The 25,573-nt window shown below is 64.1% G+C and carries 24 protein-coding genes; 13 read left to right on the forward strand and 11 right to left on the reverse strand.

Annotated elements, in window-relative coordinates:
* Nucleotides 1–3,330: a TonB-dependent receptor domain-containing protein gene (locus tag RMN99_RS05565; RefSeq protein WP_309622306.1), complete on the reverse strand. Its 3,330-nt coding sequence runs from the start codon at nt 3,328–3,330 to the stop codon at nt 1–3.
* Between the two features lie 286 nt (nt 3,331–3,616).
* Between RMN99_RS05565 and RMN99_RS05570 the strand changes: the two genes are divergently transcribed.
* The 8 genes from RMN99_RS05570 (at nt 3,617) to RMN99_RS05605 (ending at nt 10,178) form a co-directional block, all read left to right on the forward strand.
* Nucleotides 3,617–4,789: an acetyl-CoA C-acetyltransferase gene (locus RMN99_RS05570; protein ID WP_309622307.1), complete on the forward strand. Its 1,173-nt coding sequence runs from the start codon at nt 3,617–3,619 to the stop codon at nt 4,787–4,789.
* 19 nt (nt 4,790–4,808) lie between these two features.
* A complete protein-coding gene (locus RMN99_RS05575) occupies nt 4,809–5,591 on the forward strand; it encodes an SDR family NAD(P)-dependent oxidoreductase (protein ID WP_309622308.1) in 783 nt (260 codons plus the stop codon).
* Nucleotides 5,592–5,635: 44 nt separating this feature from the next.
* Nucleotides 5,636–6,508 (forward strand): crotonase/enoyl-CoA hydratase family protein, encoded by an 873-nt coding sequence (locus RMN99_RS05580; RefSeq protein ID WP_309622309.1) that lies wholly within the window; start codon nt 5,636–5,638, stop codon nt 6,506–6,508.
* A complete protein-coding gene (locus tag RMN99_RS05585) occupies nt 6,505–7,143 on the forward strand; it encodes a TetR family transcriptional regulator (protein WP_309622310.1) in 639 nt (212 codons plus the stop codon). Before RMN99_RS05580 ends, RMN99_RS05585 begins: the two co-directional genes overlap by 4 nt.
* On the forward strand, nt 7,140–8,021 hold the full coding sequence (mtnP, locus tag RMN99_RS05590; protein WP_309622311.1) for an S-methyl-5'-thioadenosine phosphorylase: 882 nt from the start codon (nt 7,140–7,142) through the stop codon (nt 8,019–8,021). The genes RMN99_RS05585 and mtnP overlap by 4 nt, the downstream gene beginning before the upstream one ends.
* Nucleotides 8,018–8,647, forward strand: a complete 630-nt coding sequence (gene maiA / locus RMN99_RS05595) for a maleylacetoacetate isomerase (RefSeq protein WP_309622312.1) — start codon at nt 8,018–8,020, stop codon at nt 8,645–8,647. The genes mtnP and maiA overlap by 4 nt, the downstream gene beginning before the upstream one ends.
* 68 nt (nt 8,648–8,715) lie before the next feature.
* Nucleotides 8,716–9,162, forward strand: a complete 447-nt coding sequence (locus tag RMN99_RS05600; protein ID WP_309622313.1) for a MarR family transcriptional regulator — start codon at nt 8,716–8,718, stop codon at nt 9,160–9,162.
* A 5-nt stretch (nt 9,163–9,167) separates the two neighbouring features.
* Nucleotides 9,168–10,178 carry a fumarylacetoacetate hydrolase family protein gene (locus RMN99_RS05605; RefSeq protein ID WP_309622314.1) on the forward strand — a complete coding sequence of 337 codons (1,011 nt, stop codon included), beginning with the start codon at nt 9,168–9,170 and terminating at the stop codon, nt 10,176–10,178.
* A 128-nt stretch (nt 10,179–10,306) separates the two neighbouring features.
* Here the strand turns inward: RMN99_RS05605 and RMN99_RS05610 are convergent, their stop codons facing one another.
* The 7 genes from RMN99_RS05610 to RMN99_RS05640 form a co-directional block, all read right to left on the reverse strand.
* Entirely contained in the window at nt 10,307–11,314 is a 1,008-nt protein-coding gene (locus tag RMN99_RS05610; protein ID WP_309622315.1) for a type II secretion system F family protein, read from the reverse strand.
* A gap of 20 nt (nt 11,315–11,334) precedes the next feature.
* Entirely contained in the window at nt 11,335–12,306 is a 972-nt protein-coding gene (locus RMN99_RS05615) for a type II secretion system F family protein (RefSeq protein ID WP_309622316.1), read from the reverse strand.
* 74 nt (nt 12,307–12,380) lie between these two features.
* Nucleotides 12,381–13,676 (reverse strand): pilus assembly protein CpaE, encoded by a 1,296-nt coding sequence (locus RMN99_RS05620; RefSeq protein WP_309622317.1) that lies wholly within the window; start codon nt 13,674–13,676, stop codon nt 12,381–12,383.
* Nucleotides 13,677–13,681: 5 nt separating this feature from the next.
* Nucleotides 13,682–14,329, reverse strand: coding sequence for a CpaD family pilus assembly protein (locus RMN99_RS05625; protein WP_309622318.1), 648 nt, complete (start codon nt 14,327–14,329; stop codon nt 13,682–13,684).
* Nucleotides 14,330–14,343: 14 nt separating this feature from the next.
* Nucleotides 14,344–15,996: a type II and III secretion system protein family protein gene (locus RMN99_RS05630; protein WP_309622319.1), complete on the reverse strand. Its 1,653-nt coding sequence runs from the start codon at nt 15,994–15,996 to the stop codon at nt 14,344–14,346.
* A gap of 25 nt (nt 15,997–16,021) precedes the next feature.
* Nucleotides 16,022–17,065, reverse strand: a complete 1,044-nt coding sequence (cpaB, locus tag RMN99_RS05635) for a Flp pilus assembly protein CpaB (RefSeq protein WP_309622320.1) — start codon at nt 17,063–17,065, stop codon at nt 16,022–16,024.
* Between the two features lie 72 nt (nt 17,066–17,137).
* Nucleotides 17,138–17,638 carry a prepilin peptidase gene (locus RMN99_RS05640; protein ID WP_309622321.1) on the reverse strand — a complete coding sequence of 167 codons (501 nt, stop codon included), beginning with the start codon at nt 17,636–17,638 and terminating at the stop codon, nt 17,138–17,140.
* An 85-nt stretch (nt 17,639–17,723) separates the two neighbouring features.
* Between RMN99_RS05640 and RMN99_RS05645 the strand changes: the two genes are divergently transcribed.
* Both RMN99_RS05645 and RMN99_RS05650 read left to right on the forward strand, forming a co-directional pair.
* Nucleotides 17,724–18,686, forward strand: a complete 963-nt coding sequence (locus tag RMN99_RS05645) for an alpha/beta hydrolase (RefSeq protein WP_309622322.1) — start codon at nt 17,724–17,726, stop codon at nt 18,684–18,686.
* Entirely contained in the window at nt 18,683–19,768 is a 1,086-nt protein-coding gene (locus RMN99_RS05650; protein ID WP_309622323.1) for an FAD-dependent oxidoreductase, read from the forward strand. The genes RMN99_RS05645 and RMN99_RS05650 overlap by 4 nt, the downstream gene beginning before the upstream one ends.
* Here the strand turns inward: RMN99_RS05650 and rnhA are convergent.
* Genes rnhA through ispH form a run of 3 tightly spaced genes read right to left on the reverse strand, consistent with a single transcriptional unit; the run spans nt 19,765 to nt 22,177 of the window.
* Complete coding sequence (gene rnhA / locus RMN99_RS05655; RefSeq protein ID WP_309622324.1) at nt 19,765–20,205, reverse strand: ribonuclease HI; 441 nt, start codon at nt 20,203–20,205, stop codon at nt 19,765–19,767. The genes RMN99_RS05650 and rnhA overlap by 4 nt on opposite strands.
* Complete coding sequence (gene thrB / locus RMN99_RS05660) at nt 20,202–21,209, reverse strand: homoserine kinase (protein ID WP_309622325.1); 1,008 nt, start codon at nt 21,207–21,209, stop codon at nt 20,202–20,204. The genes rnhA and thrB overlap by 4 nt, the downstream gene beginning before the upstream one ends.
* Before the next feature lie 5 nt (nt 21,210–21,214).
* Nucleotides 21,215–22,177, reverse strand: coding sequence for a 4-hydroxy-3-methylbut-2-enyl diphosphate reductase (ispH, locus tag RMN99_RS05665; RefSeq protein ID WP_309622326.1), 963 nt, complete (start codon nt 22,175–22,177; stop codon nt 21,215–21,217).
* An 80-nt stretch (nt 22,178–22,257) separates the two neighbouring features.
* On the opposite strand from ispH, the gene RMN99_RS05670 reads away from it, so the two are divergent.
* The 3 genes from RMN99_RS05670 (at nt 22,258) to RMN99_RS05680 (ending at nt 25,557) form a co-directional block, all read left to right on the forward strand.
* The gene (locus tag RMN99_RS05670; RefSeq protein WP_309622327.1) at nt 22,258–22,908 is read left to right on the forward strand and encodes a hypothetical protein; all 651 of its coding nucleotides are present in this window, start codon (nt 22,258–22,260) and stop codon (nt 22,906–22,908) included.
* A 205-nt stretch (nt 22,909–23,113) separates the two neighbouring features.
* Nucleotides 23,114–24,856, forward strand: a complete 1,743-nt coding sequence (gene argS / locus RMN99_RS05675; RefSeq protein ID WP_309622328.1) for an arginine--tRNA ligase — start codon at nt 23,114–23,116, stop codon at nt 24,854–24,856.
* Between the two features lie 2 nt (nt 24,857–24,858).
* Nucleotides 24,859–25,557, forward strand: coding sequence for an SPOR domain-containing protein (locus tag RMN99_RS05680; RefSeq protein ID WP_309622329.1), 699 nt, complete (start codon nt 24,859–24,861; stop codon nt 25,555–25,557).
* The last annotated feature ends 16 nt before the right edge of the window (nt 25,558–25,573 follow it).

Below are 25,573 nucleotides of genomic sequence, written 5' to 3' on the forward strand. Positions count from 1 at the left end.
TTAGAAGTTGACTTCGAAGCCAGCAAAGAAGTAGCGGCCGAAGCTGTCGAAGGGGCTCCCGGCAACGTTGCCCAGGTCGCCGAGCGGCGGCAGCGTGTCCATGAAGTTGTTGACGCCCAGGTAGAAGTTGTACTTCTTCTCAACCTGGAATTCGATCCGGATGTCTTGATAGATGATCTGCGGATAGAACACGACCGGGAAGGCGTCTGCGTTGTTCGGGGCAACCTTGACCAGTGACCCCTTGGTGCAGGGTACTGCCGCGCCATTGAGAGGAGCGCCGGTGTTCGGCGTGATCCCGGCGTTCGTCCCGGTCGAGGGGCAAGTGGTGAAGTACGGGTTCTGCGTTTCGTACGTACCGATGGTCTGCTTGCCGAGGTAGCGCAGGTTATAGAGGATCGAGACCGGCCCGAAATCATACGAGAACTGCAGGTTGGCAGCAAGCTGCGGATCCCCCAGTTCGCTCAGCTGACGATTCGGCTCGTTCGGCAGCAGCGGGTTCACGAAGTTGTCGAGTGCCGAAACGCGCGTTGCGATGCCGCGGACAACCAGTTTGTCACCGTTGGCAAAGGTGTGCCGATACGAGATATCGACGTCGATACCCTGCGTGTGCTGCTTGGCGAAGTTCACACCGCCGCTGATCACCAGCGGATCGTTGAACAGGCCGGTTGAAGGATCGCGGTTGACCGTGGTGCAGTACGGGCTGCTGAGACCCGTTGTGCTGTCATAGCACAGGTTGAGGATCGTCTGCGGGCTCACCGAGGCGATCAGGTTCGTGACCTTGATGTCATAGAAATCGACCGTCAGGTTAAGACCCGGAATCCAGTGCGGTTCAATCACCACGCCGAAGGTAACGCTCTTGCCGCGTTCCGCCAGCAGGGTGGGGTTTCCGCCCTGGCTGTATGGCAGCGTTTGCGTGCGGGCGAGGCAGTTGCGCCACGGATCGCCCAAGGCCAGCGGGGTTGCCGACGCCGAGCAAGCGGCAACGGTTGCAGCATTGGCCGTGGTGGGAACCCCATCGGCCAGGCAGTTGTTGGCCCGGGTGGTACCCGCCGTGTAGTTGCCGGTATCGCATGGGTCGGCGATGCTGGCGAAGTTCTGGAACGGCGCGGTGAACAGGTCGGACTGGGTCGGAGCACGGACCGATGTTGCATAGGCACCGCGGAAGCGGACGTCCGACACCGGCGCCCAGATGCCCTGGACGTTCCACGCCCAGACTGTTCCGGTCGAGTTGTTGTAGCGCGAGACGCGTCCGGCACCGTTGACGCTCAGTTCCTGGAAGAACGGCACATCCTTGAGCAGCGGAAGATAGACTTCGCCGTAGGCTTCCTTGACCGTCAGCTTGTCAGGGCAGGCGTCGGTCTTGTCCTCGGGCAGGCAGAAATCGCTCAGCGCGTTAAGGAATGTCCGACCGGCCGCCGAAACCTTGTCAATCCGGACCGAACCCTTTTCTTCGCGGTATTCCGCGCCGAGAGCGAACGAAATCGGGCCGCCCGGCAGTTCGAACAGCTGCGAAAGATCGCCGCCGACGTTGACCGAGGCAACAAATTGCGACGCGTCTTCGTCAATCGTGCCATCGCGATGGATGAAGTCGAGCACGGCGCGGCTGTTCTGGTTCTGGCCGAACAGATTGACTGGCAAGCAGTCGGTACGGGTGTTGGACACTGCGTTGACGCGGCAGATCACCTTCTCGCCAGCCGAATTCAGCACAAAGTTCGTACCGGTGAAGCCAGCGGGGGCGATGACGGCATCCGAAGCGATCAGGAAGCCGTCGAAGTTATCGTTCTCGTCGTAAAGGTACAGATTGTTCCGGCTGTCGGTATGGCCCTTGAACTTGCCATAGTTCAGCGCGATTTCGTAGTTCCAGTCCTGGTTGAACTCACCGCGAATGCCGCCAACGATGCGGTAGGTTTCACGGCGGGTCTCACCGATGCGGCCACCGAAATCGGTGTTGAAGCGGGCCAGCGGCAGGGTCGTAGTCGGCGAGCCGCGCAGCGTGGTGCTGCCCGGGATCGTTGTTCCGGCAACGCCTGTGGTGCAGCGGCTGTTTGCGCGAAGCGTGGTCAGCGTCGCAGCCGAGAGGAAACCGTTGTCACACTTGAGCGAATCGCCGCCCAGCGTACCGGGGATGCTGGTAAAGAAGCTGGGCTGGCCTTCGCCGAACGAATCCGTGCGAACATACTTGGCTTCGATGAACGGGGACAAAGCGTCGGAAATGTCATAATGCGCCAACACGTTGACCGAATAGCGCTGAACCTGCGCCAGCAACTGGCCGGTTCCGAACAGGGTTGATCCCTTTCCGCCCTGCTGGTTACCCGAAGGTATGCTGGAGAACCCGATGGTCGGCGTGTCGGTGAAAAGGTTTCCGGCGCTGTCGAAGCGCAGAAAGCGGCGCTGCAACGCGCTGGCGGGATCGATCGCAGCAACGGTGCCGCCGTCCGAGATTGTGGAGTTGTTGATCCCGCACAGGAAGGTCGTGTCCGGAATGCCGTCGCCCGCAGCGGGTTCGCCAGCGGTGTTGTCGGTCAGCTGGAACTGGCAGCGACCGCTGAATGCCCCGGTCAGGCTGTCGCGCTGATTGGCATAGAGTGCGCCTTGGTAGGTGTATTCGCCGGCGACGGCGATGTTGCCGCGGCCGTCAGCGAAGTTCTTGCCATAGACAGCCGAAAGGAAGCCCGTGCCACGATCGTGGCGCGAGGAAACACCAGACTGACCGCGCAGACCGAAACCGTCAAAATCGCGCTTCATGACGAAGTTGACCACCCCGGCCACCGCGTCCGAACCGTAAATCGCCGAATTGCCGCCGGTGACGACGTCAATCCGTTCGACCAGATCAACCGGAACCGTGTTCACATCGAATGCATTGTCGCCCGGCGAGGAGGTGACGTGGCGGCGACCGTTAATCAGAACCAGCGTACGGTCAGTGCCCAGCCCGCGCAAATCGAGCAAGCTCAGGCCAGAGCTGGAAAAAATGTTGCGCGCTGTCGAGCCCGAGCTGAAAGTCGAGCGCAGCGAAGGCAGGTCGTTGAGCGCGTCGCCCAGCGAGACCTTGCCGGTTCCCATGACTTCATCGACCGTGACCGAGGTCAGCGGGACTGCTGATTCGAGTGTGGGCCGGGCGATGCGCGAACCGGTGACGACCAGATCGCCCTTTTCGTCGCTGTCGCAGGTGCCGTTGCTGTTGGCGTCAACACACTCTTCAGCCGAATCAGCCGGTGCAGCGTCCTGGGCCTGAGCGGCCGAGGCGCCAACCAGGCCGAGCATGGCGGCCGCAAAGGCTGCACCGTGCAGGCAGGTGGTGCTGGTAAAGGCAGACTTACGCAGATACTTCATTTACTTGCCCCTCGGTTTTCATCCCCGGGAATACGGAGACTCAACAAGATTTATGGGTGGCCACCGCGACCCGCGATTAGCCTTGCGGCCCCCATTCAGGGGGAAGACCGAGCTACCCTGTGCGATGGTCACAATCGTGGCAATTACCGAAAAGCGCCGCGCAACTTTTCGCTCACCATTGTTGTGAATCTGCCACAGGGGGCCGCCTGCCCGGGCACGGCTTGACGCTGCCCCGCGCTGGCCTTAATCGATCGATTAAACGTCTAGCAGAAGGAATCATTGCGTCATGGCCACTGCCTACATTGTCGATGCCGTGCGCACCGCCGGGGGGCGGCGCGGTGGCAAGCTGGCCGGGGTCCATCCGGTCGATCTTGCGGCGGCCACGCTTGATGCGCTGGTCGCGCGCACCGGGATCGATCCGGCGGGAATCGAGGACGTGATCATGGGCTGCGTCAGCCAGGGCGGCCAGCAGGCCAACCAGGTGGGCCGCAATGCGGTGTTGGCGGCCAAGTTGCTGCCGCAATCGGTGCCGGCCGTCACCATCGACCGGCAGTGCGGGTCCAGCCAGCAGGCGATCCAGTTCGCTGCGCAGGCGGTGATGAGCGGCACCCAGGACATGGTGATCGCGGCCGGTGTGGAAAGCATGACCCGCGTGCCGATGGGCAGCACCACGATGCTGTTCATGAAGGAAGGTCTGGGCGCCTCGCGCTCGCCGGGGCTCGCGGAAAAGTATCCGGGGCCGGGCTGGACCCAGTTTGCCGGCGCCGAGATGATTGTCCAGAAGCATGGCTTGACCAAGGATGACCTCGACCGGTTTGCGCTGCTCAGCCACCAGAACGCCAGGGCTGCCACCGAAGCCGGCGCGTTTTCGGGCGAAGTGGTGCCGATCGAGATCGAGACGCCCGATGGCCCGGCGCAGCACACCGTGGATGAAGGGATACGCATGGACGCGACGCTGGAAAGCATCGCCGGGGTCAAGCTGCTGAGCGAAGGCGGCACGATCACCGCCGCCAGTTCCAGCCAGATCTGCGATGGTGCATCGGCTGCGCTGATCGTTTCGGAAGAAATGCTCAAGCGCTACAACCTGACCCCGCTGGCCCGGATCCACACGCTGGCGGTAACCGCGGGTGATCCGGTGATCATGCTGGAAGAGCCGCTGTTCGCAACCGACCGGGCGCTGCAGCGTGCCGGGCTGAGCATCAACGACATCGATCTCTATGAAGTGAACGAGGCGTTCGCTTCGGTCCCGCTGGCCTGGCTCAAGCACACCGGCGCGGACCCGGCCAGGCTCAACGTCAATGGCGGCGCGATCGCGCTGGGCCACCCGCTGGGCGCTTCGGGGACCAAGCTGATGGCGACCTTGCTCCATGCTCTGAAGGCGCGCGGCGGCAAGTATGGCTTGCAGACGATGTGCGAAGGCGGCGGCGTTGCCAACGTCACGATTGTTGAGATGGTTTGAGATTTAGGAGAACACGAAGATGATACTCGACAACACGGTTTCTGCAGTCGTTACCGGCGGGGCCTCGGGCCTTGGCGCGGCCACTGCGCGCGCGCTCGCCGCCAAGGGCGTCAAAGTGGCGCTGTTCGATCTGCAGGAAGAAAAGGGCAAGGCGGTTGCGGCCGAAATCGGCGGGATTTTCTGCGAATGCAACGTTACCGACGATGCTAGCGTCGATGCCGCCTTTGCCAAGGCCCGTGAAGCCCACGGGCAGGAACGCGTGTTGGTCAACTGCGCCGGCACCGGCAACGCGATCAAGACCGCCAGCCGCAGCAAGGAAGACGGCAGCATCAAGCACTTCCCGCTGGATGCCTTCAACTGGATCATCCAGATCAACCTGGTCGGCACCTTCCGCTGCATCGCCAAGTCGGCGGCCGGCATGCTGACGCTCGAGCCGCAGGAAGACGGCGATCGCGGCGCTATCGTCAACACCGCGAGCGTCGCGGCCGAGGACGGGCAAATGGGCCAGGCCGCCTATGCGGCTTCGAAGGGCGGTGTAGTGGGCATGACCCTGCCGATCGCGCGCGATCTCGCCAGCGAGAAAATCCGCGTCAACACCATCCTGCCGGGGATTTTCGATACCCCGCTGCTGGCCGGCGCGCCGCAGAACGTGCGCGATGCGCTGGCCGCGACGGTGCTCAACCCCAAGCGGCTGGGCAATCCGCCGGAATACGCAGCGCTGGCGATGTGCATGATCGAGAACGGCTATTTCAACGGTGAAGACGTGCGGCTCGATGGCGGCATCCGCATGGCGCCGCGTTGAGTCGCCATAAATTTGACTGAACATTCGACTGGGAGAGCAGCAGCATGGGTTATTCGCAGATCGACCTCGACATCAGCGAAGGCATCGCCACGCTGACGCTCAACCGGCCGGAGAAAATGAACGCCTTCACCGGCACGATGATGAACGAAATCATCGATGCGATGGACCGCACCGACGCGGATGATGCGGTGCGCGCGGTGATCTTTACCGGGGCGGGCGAGCGCGCGTTCTGCGCCGGGGCCGATCTGACCCCGGACGATGGCCGCGCGGTCTTTTCCAGCGGTGAGGCGGTGACCGACCTGTCGGACGAGCGGGTGCGCGATGGTGGCGGACTGCTGACGCTGCGGCTCTACCAATCGAGAAAACCGCTGATATCGGCCTGTAACGGTGCGGCGGTGGGCGTGGGCATCACCATGCAGCTGCCGATGGACATCCGCCTCGCCAGCGACAACGCCCGCTATGGCTTCGTCTTCGCGCGGCGCGGGATCGTGCCCGAAGCCTGCTCCAGCTGGTTCCTGCCCAAGATCGTCGGGGTGGGTCAGGCGCTCGAATGGTGCATGACCGGGCGGATCTTCGATGCCCAGGAAGCGCTGCGCGGCGGACTGGTGCGTTCGGTCCATCCGCAGGGCGAGCTGCTCGACGCGGCGCGCGGCCTGGCGCGTGAGATTGCCGAGAATACCTCGGCCGTATCGGTGGCGATGACCCGCGCGATGCTGTGGCGGGTGCCCTCGGGCGATCACCCGATGGCGGCGCACAAGGTCGATAGCCGGGCGATCTACCGCCTGTCCAAAGGGGCCGATGCGAAAGAAGGTGTGCAAAGCTTCCTCGAGAAACGCCCGCCTGCCTTTCCGCTACGGGTTTCACGCGATATGCCTGATTTTTACCCGTGGTGGGGAGGGGAGCCACCTTACGCATGAGCACCGCACCTCAGCTTGATGCCGCCGAAGCGCCGCCTGGCGCGCGCGACCTGCTGTTGCAGACCGCATCGGACATCATGCGCGACGGCGATATCGTCGATATCTCGCTCAGCGAACTATCGCTGCGCTCCGGGCTCAATTCGGCCCTGGTCAAATACTACTTCGGCAACAAGGCCGGGCTGATGAAGGCTTTGCTCGATCGGGACATGGAAGGGATTGTCCACGAAGTCGACGCGCTGATGGCCAAGGACATGCCGCCCGAAGCGCGGCTGCGCCGCCACATCGGCGCGGTGGTCAATACCTATTACAAGACCCCCTATCTCAATCGCTTGCTGATGCGGCTGGTGCGCGAAAGCGATCCCGATGAAGCGCACCGGATTGCCGACAGCTACCTGACCCCGCTGAGCCGCGCCTATGACCGGCTGATCCAGGACGGGATCAAGCTGGGGGTGTTTCGCGATGTCGATCCGCAGCTGTTTTATTTCACCACCACCGGGGCGTGCGACCGGTTCTTTGCCTCGCGGCTTGTGCTCAAGCACTGCTACGATACCGAGACGCTGACCGAAGAATTGCGCGATCGGTACCGTGAGCATTGCATCGACTTCATCATGGCGGGTATCCTCGTGTCGCGATGAGCGACGATGAAACCCCAGTAGCCTGGCATATCGGGGTAATCGGCGGTTCCGGGCTGGCCGAAGGCGTCGGGCTTGAGAATGCGCAGCAGATCGAGGTGGCCAGCCCGTTCGGCCTGCCCTCGGCGGCTGTCACCACCGGAACGCTGGCCGGGGTGCGCTTCACCTTCCTGCCGCGCCACGGGGCGGGGCACACGGTCCCGCCATCGGCGGTCAATTACCGCGCCAATATCGATGTGCTGAAGCGCTGCGGGGTGACCGATGTGATTGCCCTGTCGGCGATCGGTTCGCTCACCCCGGCGATGGCGCCCGGGCATTTCGTGGCGGTGGATCAGTTCATCGACCGGACCCAGGGCCGCGACAATTCGTTCTTTGGGCCAGGCCTGGTCGCGCATGTCAGCCTGGCTGATCCGATCTGCCCGCGGCTGCGCGCCGGACTGGTCGATGCGGCCAAAGCCGAAGAGGCAACCGTGCATGACAGCGGCTGCTACGTCGCGATCGAAGGGCCGCAATTTTCCACCCGCGCCGAAAGCCGGATGTATCGCAAGTGGGGCGGCGATGTGATCGGGATGACCGGCATGCCCGAAGCCCGCCTGGCGCGTGAGGCCGAGCTGCCATACGCGCTGTTTGGCATGGTCACCGATTATGACAGCTGGCGCGATGGCGAGGAAGCCGATGTCGGCGAAATTCTCAGCGTAATGCGGCGCAATGTCGATCTAGCACGCAAGGTGATGCAGCGGCTGGCCGCGTCCTTGCCCGGCACCCGCTCAGCCAGTCCGATCGATCGTGCGCTTGACCACGCGGTGATGACCGCGCCGGCCGCACGCGATGCAATTCTGGTCGCGAAATTGCAGGCCGTGGCGGGAAGAGTTTTGAAATGAGCGAAGTTGTCTTTTACGAATATTGGCGATCAAGCGCGGCTTACCGCGTCCGCATTGCGCTAAACCTCAAGGGCGTGACGTACCGCAGCGTGCAGCTCGATCTGGTCGAAGGCGAGCAGCGCAATCCGGACTTTCTGGCGCGCAATCCGCAAGGGCTGGTGCCCGCACTGGAAATCGATGGGCTGTTCCTCACCCAAAGCCTCGCGATCATCGATTACCTCGATGCCCGGCACAAGGCGCCGCCGATGGTCCCGGCCGATCCCGCCGCGCGTTCGGCGGTGCTGGCCCGCGCGCTGGTGATTGCCGCTGATATCCATCCGATCAACAACCTGCGGGTGCTGAATTATCTGCGCAGCGCGCTTGGCCAGGATGACGCAGCGGTTGCCGATTGGTATCGGCATTGGATTCATGAAGGCTTTGCCGCGCTGGAAACTGGCGCACCCGATCGGGGCTTGTTTGGCGGCGATTTGCCCGATCTTGCCGATGTCTGCCTGGTGCCGCAAATGGCCAATGCCCGCCGTTTCGATACGCCGCTGGCGGCCTTTCCAAGGCTTGTCCGGATCGACGCGGAATTGACCGCGCTGCCGGCCTTCGCCGCAGCCGCGCCCGATGCAGTGAAACCCTGACGAATGGCGTTGCCTTTTGCCGCCCACGCTCTTAGCCAAGTGGTTGCAACTGGAACCAAATCAGCCTGATGTCCGAGCCGCAGACCCGCCTGTCCGATTTCCTGCCCTATCTGCTGTCGATCACGTCGAACGCGGTGAGCGACCGGATCGCCGAGGAATACCACGCCCGGTTCGGGCTGAAGATCGCCGAGTGGCGGGTGATGGCGGTGCTCGGCGATCTGGGCGGACAGACTCAGCGCGAACTGGTTGGCGCCACGCGGATGGACAAGGTCGCGGTCAACCGCGCCTGCAAGGTGTTGGAACAGCGCAAGCTGATCGCGCGCAGCCCGAACGACCGCGATGGCCGCTCGCACCACCTTGAACTGACCGACGCGGGCCGCTCGGTGTTCGATGAAATCATGCCGATCGCGCTGGCGATGGAAGACCGGTTGTTCGCGCCGTTGAAGGGCAGCGACCGCGACAAATTCAAGGCATTGCTCGCGCAGGTCCGCGCGCAAGCCCAGGGAAAGGACTGACCTTTATGAAACTTGCCTCTTTCCCGCACGGCCGCGATGGCCGCCTCGCCGTGGTCTCGCGCGATCTCGCCTGGTGCAGCGATGCCAGCATGATCGTGCCCACGCTGCAGGCCGCGCTCGACAATTGGGACCGGTACGCGCCTGAGCTTGGGGCCCTGGCCGAACAGCTGGAACACGGCGCCATCCCGCGCGACCGGTTCCACGAACGCGAAGTGGCCGCGCCGCTGCCGCGCGCCTATCAGTGGGCCGATGGCTCGGCTTACGTCAATCACGTCGAACTGGTGCGCAAGGCGCGCGGGGCGGAACTGCCCGAAAGTTTCTGGCACGATCCGCTGATGTACCAGGGCGGCAGCGACGATCTGCGCGGCGCGCGCGCACCGATCACTTTGGCGGATGAAGCCTGGGGCTGCGATCTGGAAGCTGAAATCTGCGTGGTTACCGGCGATGTGCCGCAAGGCGCTTCGGCCGAAGATGCGCTGGGCTCAATCCGCCTGATCGGTCTGGTCAACGATGTCAGCTTGCGGGGTCTGATCCCGGCGGAGCTGACCAAGGGTTTCGGCTTCGTCCAGTCGAAACCAGCCAGCCACTTTTCGCCGGTGTTCGTGACGCCCGATGAACTGGGCGCTGCGTGGAACGGCGGCAAGCTGCACCACGTGCTTGCGGTCGATCTCAACGGGCAGGCCTTTGGCCGCGCCGAGGCGGGCGAGGAGTGCACGTTCGATTTCGGCACCCTGATTGCGCATCTCGCCAGAACCCGGCGGATCGGGGCCGGCGCGATCATCGGTTCGGGCACGGTTTCCAACCGCGACGGCGATGGCTCGCCCGGCCGCCCCTGCAGCGAGGGCGGACGCGGCTATTCGTGCATCGCCGAACAGCGCATGATCGAAGTGATCGCGAAAGGTAAAGCCACGACTCCGTTCCTGCACTACGGCGATGTGGTGCGGATCGAGATGAAGGACGACAAGGGCCACACCATCTTCGGTGCGATCGAGAGCGCGGTGGAGCAGGCGCCTTAGTCCGCCTGATGGTGTTGCAAGCCTTTCGCGGCGGCGAAAGACGCACCAGACAAAAACCTTCGCCCCCAGCACAAAACCGGCCCGGATTGCTCCGGACCGGCTTCGTGCCCCCTCGCATGGGTTGTTGTCTAGCTGCCCGGCTTGGCCGCGAAAGCGTCCGAGATCGAGCAGGCCGCCGGGCCAAGGATCACGATGAACAGCACCGGCAGGATGAACAGGATCAGCGGAATGGTCATGATCGCAGGCAGGCGCGCGGCCTTTTCTTCGGCGCGCATCATGCGTTCGTTGCGGAACTCGGCTGACAGCACCCGCAGCGCGGAGGCCAGCGGCGTACCATAGCGTTCGGTCTGGACCATGGTGGTGGTCACGCCCTTCACTGCATCGAGATTGACGCGGTAGGCCAGGTTTTCAAAGGCCATGCGCCGTTCGCTGAGGAACGCGAGTTCGATTGCGGTCAGTGCGAATTCGTCGCCCAGTTCGGGATAGGCCCGGCCCAGTTCGCGCGCCACGCGGTTGAACGCGGCGTCGACGGTCAGACCGGCTTCGGCGCAGATCACCAGCAGATCGAGCGCATCCGGCAGTCCCTTGCGGATCGCGTCGGTGCGCTTGCTCCTGATGTTGCCAATGTAGATTTCCGGACCCTTGTAGCCCGCGCCGACGGCCGCGGCAAAGGCGAGCACGCGTTTGAACGGCGTGAGATCGGGGAAATAGTTGAACCCCCAGATCACGGTCGCGGCCAGCGCACCCAGCGCGACTGGCAAGATCATGCGGGCAAACAATACGTAGTAGGCCAGTTCCTTGTTGCGGATCCCGGCCTGGGCCAGCATCTGCTGGATACCTTCCAGTTGGCTGTCCTGCAGCACCTTCAATGAGGACAGCGTGTCCCGCATCTTCTCGGTGCTTTCGGTCTTGCGCACCAGGCTGGTGCGCTTCTTCGAGCTTTGGACGATCAGCCCGCTCTTGAGCTGGTCGCGGCGCTCGTTGAGCGCTTTGACCCGCTTTTGCATCGGATCGCGAATGGTGATGGCGGTATAGATCGCATACATCACGGCCATCGCGGCGAACCCGGCCAGCAGCGAGCCGACCCAGATAACGTCGATACCAAGCAGGGTGGGTCCAGGCGGGGTGTTAAACATGATTTTATTGTATCCCTCGCTCAGATCTCGAAGCTGACCATTTTGGCCATGATGAAAGCGCCCATCGACATCCAGGTCAGGCCGCCAAGACCGGTCACGATCAGACGCTGGTCCTTGAAGAAGCCGCCGAGGTATTCGGGATTGATCGAGTAGATCATCCCGAAGACGATGAACGGCAGCGACCCGACGATATAAGCCGAAGCCTTCGATTCCGAGCTCATCGCCCGGATCTTGAGCTTCATCTGCGCGCGCTTGCGCAGCACATCGGCCAGGTTCGACAGCGTTTCGGCCAGGTTGCCCCCGGTTTCGCGCTGGATCGCCAGCGTGATCACGAAGAAGCTGAATTCAGCGGTGTTAAGCCGGTCGGCGGTGTCCTGGAGGGCGTCTTCCATGGTCTTGCCGATCCGAATCCGGTCGGTCACCATCTTGAATTCCTCGCCCACCGGGCCGGGTACTTCGCTTGATACGATGGTCAGCGTTTCGGTCACCGGCAGGCCTGAGCGCAGACCGCGGACCAGCAGTTCGATCGCATCGGGAAACTTGCTCGTGAAAGCACCGGTGCGGCGCTTGATAAAGAAGTTGACCGCCATGTGCGGCAGCCCCGCGCCGATCAGCAGACCCGCACCCAGCGCCAGCGCAGGCGCACCGGTCTTGAGGAAAACGATCACTGCGATCACCGTGGCAAGCCCGCCCGAGGCATAGAAATACTGCGCCAGGGTCCATTCCTTGCCGGTGCGGTGGAGCCGCAGCGAAAGGGCAGCGAGGCGCGATTCCGAACCCGCGATGTGGTGCATCTTGGGCTTGCGCGCCGCGACAGCCTTTTTCAGCTGCGCTTCGACGCGCGCGTCGGTGCTGTCCGAATGGCGGAAGCGCACGGCCTCGAGGCGGCGCGCGCCTTCCTTGGCCGGTGACGGGCCGTTGATGGCCAGATAGCCAAGTACCATGAAGCTCATCAGGCCCACGGCAATCAGCAGGAGCTGCATAATGCCCATCTGCGTTTCACGCCTTCCTCATCATCGCCGCCGCGCCGGGCCTGGGCCGGGCGAAGCGGGCGATGTCTTGCGCATCAAGCCGTGGCCGGAGCCTTGGCGGTGTCCTTCTTGCCCCTGCTGCTGGACAGCATCGACTTGAGGTCGAGCTTGCCGAGCAACGATGTCTTGGGCTTGAGGTTGATTTCGATCTCTTCGCCGTCGCCCACGCCGAGCACCGACTTGGCAATTTCGCGGATCGCAGCACCGGCTTTGCTCCCGCGGTTGGCGTCGGCAAAGGTCTGGCCAAGCTTGGCGGCATTGGTCGCGGCCTTCACGTCATAGGGGATCGTGAAGTTGATCTTGCGTTCGATCGAGGCTTCGAAATCGGCTTTGCTGATTTCGGCCATGCCCGCCTGCACCTTGTTGGCCACGATCAGCGGCTGGACATGGGCGGCGTTCTGCTTGAGCCACGAGAGGATGCGGATCGTGTCGCGGGCCGAAGCCAGCGTCATTTCCACCACCACCAGCGCGACGTTCACGTCGGTCAGCAGGTTGGGGAAATTGATCAGCATGTTGCGCGGCATATCGATCACGGTCATTTCGAACGCGACGCGGAACTCTTCCTCAAGCTGCACGAAGGCGGCGCCATCGGTCATCAGCGGCGAATTCATCGGCGCTTCGGCTGAAAGGATTGCCAGGTGATCGTTGGCGCGGATCATCGCCCGTTCGATGAACAGTCCGTCGATCCGGCCCGGGTTTTCAATCGCGTCGGTCAGGCCGCGGCCCGGTTCGAGATCGAGCGCGAGCGCGCCGGTGCCGAAATGCACGTCAAGATCGAGCAGCGCGGTCGGGCGCTTTTCGTCGGCGCTGAACAACCAGGCCAGCGACGTGGCCAAGGTCGAAGCGCCGCACCCACCGCGGGTGCCGATGACGGCGGTCGAGATGTGCTTCTTCGCAACCGAGGGATCGTGCTGCTTGGGATTGGCAAACACCGCCTGGGCATTGACCAGCGCATCACGCACCTGGGCCGGCGAAAGCGGCTTCAGCAGGTAATCGTGGATCCCGCTGGCAACAAGGTCGCGATAAAGGCGCACATCGTTGACCTGGCCGATCGCGATCACCACCGTGCCGGGTTCGCAAACCTCGGCCAGGGCGTTGATATCGCTCAGCGGATCGCCGCTTTCCGACAGATCGACCATCAGGATGTTGGGGCTGGCCGAGATCGACAGGGACTGGACTGCGTTGCGCAGACCGCCCTTGTTGCACTTCTCGGGCTGCCAGCCCAGTTCGATCACGACGGGACGCAGCACATCGAGCGCCGCATCGTCGCAGACGAAAGCGTTGAACGGGTCGCGGTTGCCCTGCACGCCAGGTTTCCAAGGAGCATTCATGGCGCTTAATTCCCCTTCGAGCTTTGTTCTTTGAGACCCTGATCGCCCGTTGGCGGCCGGTTGCGGTAGCTGTCGATCGCCTTTGTGCCGCTCATCACGGTGGTGCGGCCGCTGCCGCTGGCACCCTGGATGAGATGCGAGGGATCGGCGACCATGGCGGCGATGTTCGAATTGGTCGCGCAGCCATAGTTGGTCGAGGTTGCGTTACGCAGGTTGGTTTCGGACTTGGCCGACCAATCCGGGCAGCCCGGAACCGAAGCGGTGGTGCGGGTCACGACGACACGAACCGAGCCGGCGTTGACATAGCCCGGGGTGACCGGAGCTTCATCGTTGACCAGCATCGAATACCGCCCGGCCACCGCTTCGACCGCAGAGCGGTTGGCGGGATTGCGCGACGGATCGTCGATCGAGATCCGGTCACCGTAATGCAGGTCCATCGCCTCGAACCAGCCCGACAGGCGGCGCTGTTCGGGGATCGAAATCCCGCCCGGACCGGTGGCCACGTCAAGCGTGTAGTTGGTCTGGGTGACCACCGGCTGGTGGACGCTTTCCAGGCTGGGGTTGCTGGCCATCCCGCCGCAGCCCGAAAGGGCGAGCGCGATGCCAAGCGTCAGGGCCGAAGCCAGCGTCTTGCGATAAGTGTAGGAGCGCATGGTTCTGGTCCCTCTCAGTTCAGGCTGAAGCCGGGGGCGGCGTCGTTCTGCTCACCCTTTTTGCGCTTCTTCTTTTTGTCCTTGTCGCTCCCGGCCGCAGTCTGCGGGACGGGTGCGCCGGCCGGGGCCATCAGCTCGCCAACTTGCGGCGTACCGGGGCCCTGCGGCGCCTGGGTCGGCATGGGCCGGCCCTTGCCGCTCTGGCCGTTCGAATCCATGTTGCCGAAGATGCGCTGGGCATCGTTGGGGCTTTCATACCCGTCGGTCGGCAGCTTGATTTCGCCGGCATTGACCGGCTGGACCAGGAACGGGGTGATGATGATCACCATTTCGGTCTCGCCGCGGCGGAACTGGGTCGATTTGAACAGCGCGCCGATAATCGGCAGATCGCCTGCACCGGGAAGTTTTTCGACGGTGTTCTGCGAGCTGTTACTCATCAGGCCGGCAATCATGATCGATTGGCCCGAACCCAGTTCAACGGTGGTTTCGGCGCGGCGCACGGTCAGCGCCGGGACGGTAAAGCCGTTGATGGTAATCGCGCCCTGGCTTGACAGTTCGGACACTTCGGGGCGCACGCGCATCGAAATCCGGCCATTGGCCAGCACCGTGGGGGTGTAGCTCAGGCTGACGCCGTAACGCTTGTATTCGATCGAGGTGGTGCCCAGACCCTGGCTGATCGGGATCGGGTATTCGCCGCCCGCCAGGAAGTCTGCGGTTTCACCCGACAGCGCGGTCAGGTTGGGGGCCGAGATGGTGGTGACCAGGCCCAGCTTTTCGCCGATATCCAGCGCCGCGCCAACATCGAGGCCGAACAGGCGGCCCGCAAGGTTGATCGCGGTCTGCCCCGAGGCATTGCTGTTGAAGGCGTAGTTGGCCCCGCCAACCACGAACTTGCCGCTGGTCGGATCGAACGGCAGGCTGATCGAACCGGCGGGCAGGCCCATGATGCTGGAAGCATCGGCCAGCGGCAGCCCGGCGGTGGGAACACCGCTGATCGTGCCGGCGATATTGCTGACGGTGCCGGCCGCACGGCCGCGCGTCGCGCCGAACAGGAACCCGCCCGAATTGTCGCGGGAAAACAGGTTCGAACCCATTTCCTTGACCAGCGAACGGCTGACTTCGGCGAACTTGACCTGCAGATTGACCTGCAGCGGCGTGGCCATTTTCAGGCGCGTGATCACGTTGGCGTCCTTGCCGACATAGGCCTGGACCAGCCGCTGTGCTTCGGCGGCATCTTCCGGCGCGGCAACGGTGCCGGTCAGCAGGAAGGTGTTGGTGCCCATGGTTGAAACGGTGACCTTGGCATCGGGCATCGCCATGCCTAGCATCTGATCGACGCTTTCGATGTTCGAACCGACGCGGACATTGGCCGACCAGATCACGTTGCCGGCGGCATCGCTGGCGTAGATCGTGGTTTCGCCGCCCTGCTTGCCGAACACGTAGAGCTGGCGGGGGCTTTTGACCTGGACATCGGCAATGGCTTCGTTGGCGACGAACACATCGGCCATCTGCCCACCGACATTGACCAGCTGGCCGCGTCCGATCGACAGGACGATGTCGTTGGCCGGGCGGCTGACGCCCTGGGCCCTGGCGGTGCCGGTGGCGGTCAAGGCCAGCGGAGCCACAACACAGGCCGCAGTAAGCATAGTGAAAGCAAGGCGTTTCATCGTACGGCCTTTCGTGGCGGAGGTTTCAGTGCGACTGGGCATCTAAATTCCCTCCGAATTGTTCTTCAGTGGTGGTCTTGCCGCGGGTCACGCGGACAACCGGACCGCGGGGGCGGGGTGCCTGCTGGCCCGAAGCCACGTTGACTGTCACCTGCGCCGGTATGCCGCTGTATTGGGGCTGCTGGCGCGGTGCGATCGGCGCGGTGCGGCGCTGGAAGCGCGAAACATCGCCGCCGGTTACAAAGGTGGTGCCGTTGTCGATCGGGCGGTTCATTGCATCGGCCAGGAACTTTTCTTCCTGGGCCTTGGTCGCGCCGACCGGAACCTTGACGGTGCCGCTGGCAATCGCCTGGTCAAGCTCGCTCTGGTTGTCGGCCAGGCTGCGCAGCGCCAGGCTGAGCGTGCCGATGGTCTGGGCAACCTGGATCTTCTCGGCGATCCGCGGGGTCACTTCAAGCGTAACGGTGCGGAACGAGACGACCACGGTCTTGCCGTCTTCCACCTTGGTGTCGGTCGTCTGGTCAGTCGCCAGTACGCGGACGTTGCGCAGGATCGTTTCGGTGGTCTTGAGCGTCTGGTTGTCACCCGGGACCTGGACGGTCTGGGTCAGCAGCAGATCGACATGGTCGCCCGGGAAGACAAAGCCTGCCACGCCGGTGTTGGCCGAAACGTTGATCGTCACGGCGCGCATGCCCGGGCCAAGCGCCGCAGCCAGGAAGCCGCGGTCACCCGGCGCAACCAGCGCGCCTTTGGTCAGCGGCTGGCCGGCGGTGACCGGATAGCGGACCACGGTGCCAAGCAGCTTGTTCATCTCGGCTTCGCCATCGATGTAATAGGCGTCCTGGACCATTTCCTTGGGCCACAGCTGATAGCCAACCGAATCGGCGGTGATGATCGTACCCACCGGCAGTGCGCGATTGGCGACCAGCACCTTGGGCCCCTGGGGGACCTGCGGAGCGGCATCGGCGGCCGGCGCACCGGCTCCGGCAAACATGCTACGAGCCGCAAGTGCGGTGCCGATCGCAATGACCAGCGCGCCAATGAGCAGCATCAGCTTTCTTTTATCCATGGCTAGGCAAGCCCCCTAGAAAAATCCCGAATGTGGTTGAACACCTTTTGGGAGGAACTGGTTAAAATCCGGTCAACCGGCCACACCGGCAGATGCGGTTGAAGCGAAAGCGGGTAGAAATTGTGCAGCCAGCACCAGCAGGCCCGCGGCAGAAATCGCCACGCCATAAGGAATCGCCAGCTTGTCTTTGCGGCGGCGGGTGACATGCCAGGCAGCCAGGGCCACCGTCAGCACGCCGCCGATCAACGCCATGATGATAAGCAGGCGGATGAACCAGGTCGGCTCGATCCACAGCGCCAGCGCGGTCAGCAGTTTGACGTCACCGCCGCCCATGGCGCGTAGTGCGAACAGGATCGCCAGGACAACCAGCGTGGCCGCAGCCATGCCGATCTGCCAGGCAACGCCCGGCCATAGCGACAGGCCGATGGCCCACCAGTACAGCGGTGCGGTGACGGCGATGGCGGCGTTCAGCCAGTTATCGATCTGGCGGCGGCGAATATCGGTAAAGGCCGCGATCAGCAGCCCAATTGCCAAGCCTGACAGCAGCAGGTAACGAAAATCGAAGTCCGGCATTGACAGCCCCCTGGTTCCGGAGGGCATGTCTAGGGGTCAGGACTTACCAAAAAGTAACCAGAGCCAAGAGGCTGATATTATCCACATGGCTTCAGCAACCCCGTTTCCCTTCAATCGCCGTGCGATACCGGCTGGCGCCACCGAAAGCCGCTGGCAGGCAGGCGATGGCTGGTCGATCCGGCGGATCGACTGGCCCGCGCCGGCCGGCACACCCAAGGGCTCGATCCTGTTCTTGCCGGGACGCGGCGATTTTTACGAAAAGTACCTCGAAACGCTGGATCATTGGGCTGCGCTAGGCTGGCAGGTGACCGCCAGCGACTGGCGCGGGCAGGGGGATTCGGGGCGGCTCAGTACCGACAAGGTGACCGGGCATATCGATGATTTTGCCACCTGGACGGATGATCTGGCGCAGCTGTGGCGGGCGTGGACGGCAGCGACGCCGGGGCCGCACGTGCTGGCCGGCCATTCGATGGGCGGGCACTTGGTGCTGCGCGCCGCCGCTGCGGGCCAGGTCGATCCCGCCGCGCTGATCCTGTCCACGCCGATGCTGGGCTTTACCGCCAGCCTGCTGCCCCAAGCATTCATGCATCAGGCCGCGAAATTGATGAAGGCGCTGGGCGATCCGCGCCGCCCGGCGTGGAAATGGAGCGAGGCCCCCGGCGAAGTGCCCGAACACCGCGTGCTACTGCTGACCCACGATGCGCAGCGCTATGCCGATGAATTGTGGTGGCGCGAACATCGCCCCGATCTGGTGATGGGGCCGGGTAGCTGGGGCTGGGTCGAACGCGCCTATGCCTCGATGCGGCTGCTGTCCCGGCCCGAACTCCTCGCCCGGATCAGGGTACCGGTGCTGATCGCGGCAACCGACAACGACAAGCTGGTCGGCTGGAACGCCACCGCGCGCGCCGCGACCTTGCTGCCCGATTGCGAACTGGTCCATTTCGGCAAGGAGTCCGCGCACGAAGTGCTGCGCGAGGTGGACGCCGTGCGCAGCCGTGCGCTGTCCGCCTGCGATGCGATGCTGGCGCGGATCGCCGGAGCGCCATGAGCCAGCATTTCGATTTCGCCATTGTCGGAGCCGGAATTGCGGGGGCCTCGCTGGCCGCAGGCCTCGCCGGGCACGGCAGCGTGGTGCTGCTCGAAGCCGAAGATCGCCCCGGCTATCACGCCACCGGGCGCTCGGCCGCGTTCTGGACCGAAAGCTATGGCGGGCCGCTGGTCTATCCGCTGACCGACGCCTCGTTCGATTTCCTCAACGACAAGGGCTTCCTTGCCCCGCGCGGCGCGCTGACGCTGGCGCGGGCCGAGGAGGCAGCGGGGCTGGCCGCATTCATCGCCGAATTCACCGCGCTTGGCGTCGCGGTCCAGCCGCTCACCCGGGCCGAGCTGGACGCGCGGATCGAGGGCCTGAAGGACGAATGGGTGCTGGGTGCCTATGAGCCTGATTGCTGCGACATTGACGTTGCCGCGCTGCACCAGCTGTGGCTGGGGCAGGCAGCGGCGGGCGGCGCTGAACTGGTCTGCCGCGCGCGGCTTGCTGCGGCGGTGCGCCAGGGCGGGGCCTGGCACCTGACGCTGGACGACGGCCGCAGCTTCAGCGCCGCGGTGCTGGTCAATGCCGCAGGGGCCTGGGCCGATGAGGTGGCCGCGCTGAGCGGGCTTGGGCCACTGGGGATCCAGCCCTATCGCCGCACGATGTGCCAGCTGCGCGTTTGCCATGCGGTGCCCGAAGACCTGCCGCTGACGCTGGGCTTTGATGGGTCGTACTATTTCCGCCCCGAAGGTGAACGGCTGTGGCTGAGCCCGCACGACGAGATCCCCAGCGCGCCGTGCGATGCCGCGCCCGAGGAGATCGATGTGGCGATGGCGATCGACCGGTTCGAACGCGTGGTCGATTGGCCGGTCGAGGCGCTTGAGCACAAATGGGCGGGCTTGCGCAGTTTCGCCCCCGATCGCCTGCCGGTCTACGGCTTCGATCCGCGCGCCGACGGCTTTTTCTGGTTTGCCGGGCAGGGCGGCTTCGGCATCCAGACCGCGCCGGCTGCGGCCGATCTTGGCGTGCGGTTGTTGCTTGGCCAGCCGGAAGGCGCGGTTGATCCAGCGCCATACAGCCCGGGCCGGCTGATCTAGCCGGCCTTCATCGCCAGCGCGGCATTGCTGGCGAGCACATCGGCACGCTCGTTTTCGGGGTGACCATCGTGGCCTTTGACCCAGTGCCAGGTGACCTTGTGAGGCCGCTTGGCATCGAGCAGCGCCTGCCACAAATCGGCGTTGAGCACCGGCTTTTTCTGCGAATTCTTCCAGCCGTTTTTCTGCCAGCCGAAGATCCACTTGGTGATCCCGTCGATCACATAGCGGCTGTCGGTGTAAAGCTGGACATCGCTGGGGGCTTTGAGGGTGTTCAGCGCCATGATCACCGCAGTCATTTCCATGCGGTTGTTGGTCGTGGCGCTTTCGCCGCCGGAAATATCTTTTTCATGCGCGCCCGATCGCAGCACCGCGCCCCAGCCGCCCGGTCCGGGATTGCCCTTGCAGGCCCCGTCGGTGAAAATTTCGATCTTTTTCATGGCCGCGCGAAGAGCCCGGCATTGGCCGGATCGGCATAGAATTGCAGCCGCCGCACGAAAGCCAGCGGGTCCTTTTTCACCACCAGCGCATCAGCCGGGGTGTTGATCCAGTCGAACGCCCGGCTCAGCGCAAAGCGCAGCGCCGCGCCGCGCGCCAGCACCGGCAACGCCGCGCGTTCCTCGCTGCTCAAGGGCCGCACGCTTTCATAGCCAACCAGCAGCGCTGCCGAAATCGCCGGATCGAACACGCGCCCGGCATTGTCAAAGCACCAGGCCGCGTGGGTCACCGCGATATCATAGGCGATCAGATCGGTGCAGGCGAAATAGAAATCGATCAGCCCGGTGACCCGTTCGCCCAGCATCAGCACGTTATCGGGGAACAGATCGGCGTGGATCACCCCGCGCGGCAGATCTGTGGGCCAGTGCGCGGCAAGATAAGCCAGTTCGTTTTCGACCATTGCAGCAAGGCCAAAATCGATTCCGTCGAGGCCGGCGGGGCGGCATTCATCGGCCAAGCGCTGCCATTCGTCCGGGCCCATGCCGTTGGCGCGGGCCTGTCCGAAACCGCCCGCTGCAAGGTGCAGCTGGGCCAGCGCCCGGCCCACCGCGGCGGCCTGGCCGGGGGTGGGCTCGCTCAGCGAAACGCCGGGCAGGAATTCGATCAGGGCCACGGCCTTGCGTGCCCCGGTCGGAGAGCCGGGGTCGCCGATCATCCGGTAGAGCGCGCCGGACGCATCGTGGATCGTGCGCGGCACCGGGCAGCTTTTGGCAGCAAGATGATCGAGCAGCGAAAGGAAGAACGGCAGGTCCTCCAGCGCGATCCGGTATTCGTACATCGTCAGGATGAAACGCGCACCGCTGCCGTCCTTGCCGGTGGTCTCGATCAGCCAGTTCGAATTGCTGACGCCTTCGGCAATGCCCTTGGCCGAGACCAGTTCGCCGACATCGAACGCGGCGATCAGCGCCGCCAGCTGCTCGCTGCCAAGCTGGGTATAGACCGCCATGCGCCCTATTCCACCAGTTGGCGGGGCAGCTTGAAGACCATCTTTTCCTCGGCAGTAACGACCTGTTCCATCGTCACATCGCGCAAGGCAGAAATTCGCGCGATCACTTCCTGGATCAGCTCTTCGGGCGCGGATGCTCCGGCGGTGAGGCCCAGAACCTCCACCCCATCAAGCCACGCCGCCTCGATCTCTGCGCCGCGCTGCACCAGCCTTGCCTGGGCCCCGCAGCGTTCGGCCACTTCGACCAGCCGCAGCGAATTGGAGCTGTTCGGCGCGCCGATCACCAGCACCAGCTGGCACTGCGGCGCAATGTCCTTGACCGCAGCCTGCCGGTTGGAGGTGGCATAGCAGATGTCTTCGGCCTTGGGCCCAACCATCTGGGGAAAGCGCGCGCGCAGCGCGGCCACCACTTCGGCGGTATCGTCAACCGACAGCGTGGTCTGGGTGAGGAAAGCCAGCGGGGTTTCGCGCGTGAATGGCAGCGCGGCAACATCCGCCACCGTTTCGACCAAGGTGATCGCGCCGGCGGGCACCTGGCCCATCGTGCCGATCACTTCGGGGTGGCCTTGGTGGCCGATAAACACGATATGCCGCCCGGCCTCGATCTGGCGTTCGGCCTGGCGGTGAACCTTGCTGACCAGCGGGCAGGTGGCATCGAGCCAATCGAGCCCGCGGGTGCTTGCTTCGGCCGGGACCGATTTGGGAACGCCATGCGCGCTGAAGATCACCGCCGCGCCGTCGGGCACCTCGTCCAGCTCCTCGACGAAGACCGCGCCCTTAGCCTTCAGGCTGTCAACCACGAAGCGGTTATGGACGATCTCGTGGCGGACATAAACCGGTGCGCCGTAGCGCTTCAGCGCCAGCTCGACGATGTCGATCGCGCGGTCGACTCCGGCGCAGAAACCGCGCGGTGCGGCCAGTAAAAGCTTCAGCGGCGGCTTTTGCCCGGTTGGAAAGGGTGCGTTCATCAAGCCGCCTCTAGCGCTTTGCCGCGCGCCCCGCTAGGGCGTGCACACCAAGAACACTGCCTCACCCCAAGGATGCTCTGATGACCGCTCGTTTTCGCCTGTTTTCTGCCCTCGCGCTCAGCGCAGCGCTGGCCGGCTGCGCCGGTTCGGGCGATATTGTGCTGGATCAGGGCGTCGGGATTACGGCGGTGCGCGGGGTCTGCCCGGGGGTCGGCATTCCCAACAACACCGGCGATATCACGCTGTTCCGGGTGCCCGGCGATGCCACCGCGGGCAACATCGATGTCGTCGCCGCGATGACCAACGTGCGCAGCCAGTGCAGCGATTCAGGGGACAAGGTCCACACCCAGGTCAGCTTTGATGTGCTGGCCCGCCGCACCGATGTGCGCGGGAGCCGCACCTTTACCGTGCCCTATTTCGTGGTCGTGGTGCGCGGCGGCACTGCCGTTGTCACCAAGCGTGTCGGGCAGGTGACCCTGACTTTCGCCGATGGCCAGGAACGCGCCCAGGCGAGCGGCACCGGATCGGCCTGGGTCGACAAGGCCGAAGCCACCCTGCCATCCGAAATTCGCGACCAGCTGACCCGCCGCCGCCGCGCCGGCCAGCAAGACGCCGCGGTCGATCCGATGACCCTGCCCGAAGTGAAAGCCGCCATTGCCCGCGCCACGTTCGACGTGCTGGTCGGCTTCCAGATGAGCCAGGATCAACTGGTCTACAACGCCACGCGCTAAGGGTGCGGCGATAATTGCCGCCGGGCGGGCTGCGAACGGCAGCTTTCTGCGCTTCCGGTGCTCACGACCTTAATGGTCGCTGCGCGCCGGTTCTCGAAATCCGCCATTCTCGCTCCACCCGGCGACAATTCTCACCACACCCTTGACCCGCTGCGTGATTGCTCGCGGGATTTCCATTGTCCTACAAACAGGCTAACCGCCCGCCATGACCCAGACCCCGACTCTTTATGCCGCCTATGCCGGGCACCTGAACACCGCGCTCGATGCGCTGGAGGCAGCGGGAACGCTCCCGGCGGGTCTCGCGCGCGGCAATGTGACGGTTGAGCCGCCGCGCGATGCCAGCCATGGCGATCTGGCGACCAATGCGGCAATGGTGCTGGCCAAAGGCGCGGGCACAAATCCGCGCGGGCTGGCCGAGGCCTTGGTAACCGAACTGGTCAAGGCACCGCATGTCACCTCAGCAGACATTGCCGGACCGGGTTTCATCAACCTGCGCCTCGCGCCCGAAGCGTGGCTGAACGAACTGTTGGCAATCGGCACCATGGGCGGCGATTACGGCCGTTCGGACTCCGGGCGGGGCACTACGGTCAACGTCGAATACGTTTCGACCAATCCCACCGGGCCGATGCACATGGGCCACTGCCGCGGCGCGGTGGTCGGCGATGCGCTGGCGAGCCTGCTCCAATGGGCCGGGCACACGGTGATCCGCGAATACTACATCAACGATGCCGGCGGTCAGGTCGATGTCCTCGCCCGCTCGGTCCACTTGCGTTACCGCGAGGCGCTGGGCGAGGTGCTCGAGATTCCCGACGGGCTCTACCCCGGCGAATACCTGATCCCGGTCGGACAGATGCTGGCGGCCGAATTCGGCAACACCTATGTTTCCGCCCCTGAAGCGGAGTGGCTGGTGCCGTTCCGGACCCGCGCGGTGGCGGCGATGATGGACATGATCAAGGCCGATCTGGCGCTGCTCGGCGTCCACCACGACTTGTTCTCCTCCGAAGCCGCACTGCAGGCCGCGGGCAAGCCCGAAGAGGCCGAAGCGTGGCTGCGCGCGCACGATCTGGTTTACGACGGCCAGCTCGAAGCGCCCAAGGGCAAGACGCTCGACGATTGGGAGCCGGTTGAACTGCCGCTGTTCCGTTCGACCCGGTTCGGCGACGATCAGGACCGCCCGATCAAAAAGAGCGACGGCAGCTGGACCTATTTCGGCGCCGACCTCGCCTATCACTTCCAGAAAGCCGAAACCGCCGATGCGCTGGTCGATATCTGGGGCGCGGATCACGCTGGCACGGTCAAGCGGATCAAGGCCGCGGTGGCGGCGATGACGCTGGGTGCGGGCCGCGAAAAGCCGTTCGAAGTCAAGCTGGTGCAGATGGTCCAGCTGATGAAGGGCGGCGCGCCATTCAAGATGTCGAAGCGCTCGGGCAATTTCGTCACGCTGGCCGACGTCGTCGAAATGGTCGGCAAGGATGTGGTCCGCTTCACCATGCTGACCCGCAAGCCCGAAGCGCAGATGGACTTTGATTTCGACAAGGTGGTCGAAGCCTCAAAGGAAAATCCGGTGTTCTATGTGCAATATGCCCATGCCCGGATCCGCCGCAACCTGCGCAAGGCCGCTGACGAAGGCTTGACGCCATCGCCGCAGCACATTGCCATGCTTGGCGCTGAAGAGTGCGACCTGATCAAGGTGGCGGCACAGTTTCCCCGGCTGGTCGAGGCGGCGGCGGCCGCGCGCGAACCGCACCGGGTGGCGTTTTATCTCTATGATCTCGCTTCGGCTTTTCATTCCTATTACAACCTTGGCAACGATCAGCCCGAAAAGCGGTTCATCGTGGCACAGAATGCCGAGCTCAGCGCAGCAAGGCTTTATCTTGCGACCCAAATCGGGCAGCTTGTGAAGAACGGTCTCGCCATTCTGGGCGTGGAAGCGGTTGAGGAAATGTAGTCATGACGGGAATGGGCGGCGAGCGCGACGACGAAACCTGGGAAGATGCAGAGGTTGAGCCCATCGAAACCGAGCGCCTCGCGCTGGATGACGCCGACGAACGCCTGCCCTGGCTCGAAAGCGGCGATGACGCGGATGACGGTGACGAAGGATCGGAAACCGGCCACACGCTGCGCCTTGGCCTGCTCGCGCTGGCGGCGCTCGCTGCGATCGTGCTCGGCATCTACTGGATTACGCACCGCAACCCCGATCCCGCGCTGACCCCCGACGGCAGCCTGGTGGCGGCGGAACCGCAGCCTTACAAGGAAGCGCCCAAGGATCCGGGCGGCAAGACCTTTGACGGCACCGGCGATACCAGCTTTGCCGTCTCCGAAGGGCAGAGCAAGCCCGCGCAGATGGCTGCTGGCCAGACCGCAGCGCCGGCCCCCGAAGCCAGGCCCAGCACTGCGGCTGCCGCGGCGGCTGGCGGGGTTGGCGTACAAGTCGGTGCGTTCTCGTCGAAAGCCGCGGCCGAAGCAGGCTGGGCCAAGCTGACCGGCAGCGCGGGCAGCGCGCTTTCGGGTGTTTCGCACCGGGTGATCGAAGGCAAGGCCGATAACGGCACGGTGTTCCGCCTGCAGGCGGTTGCGCCCAATGCCGATGCCGCCCAGGCGCTGTGCGGCAAGCTGAAAGCCGCGGGGATTTCCTGCCAGGTCAAATAGGCCGGTAATCCACACG

The organism is Novosphingobium sp., from assembly GCF_031417815.1.
GTDB lineage: Bacteria > Pseudomonadota > Alphaproteobacteria > Sphingomonadales > Sphingomonadaceae > Novosphingobium.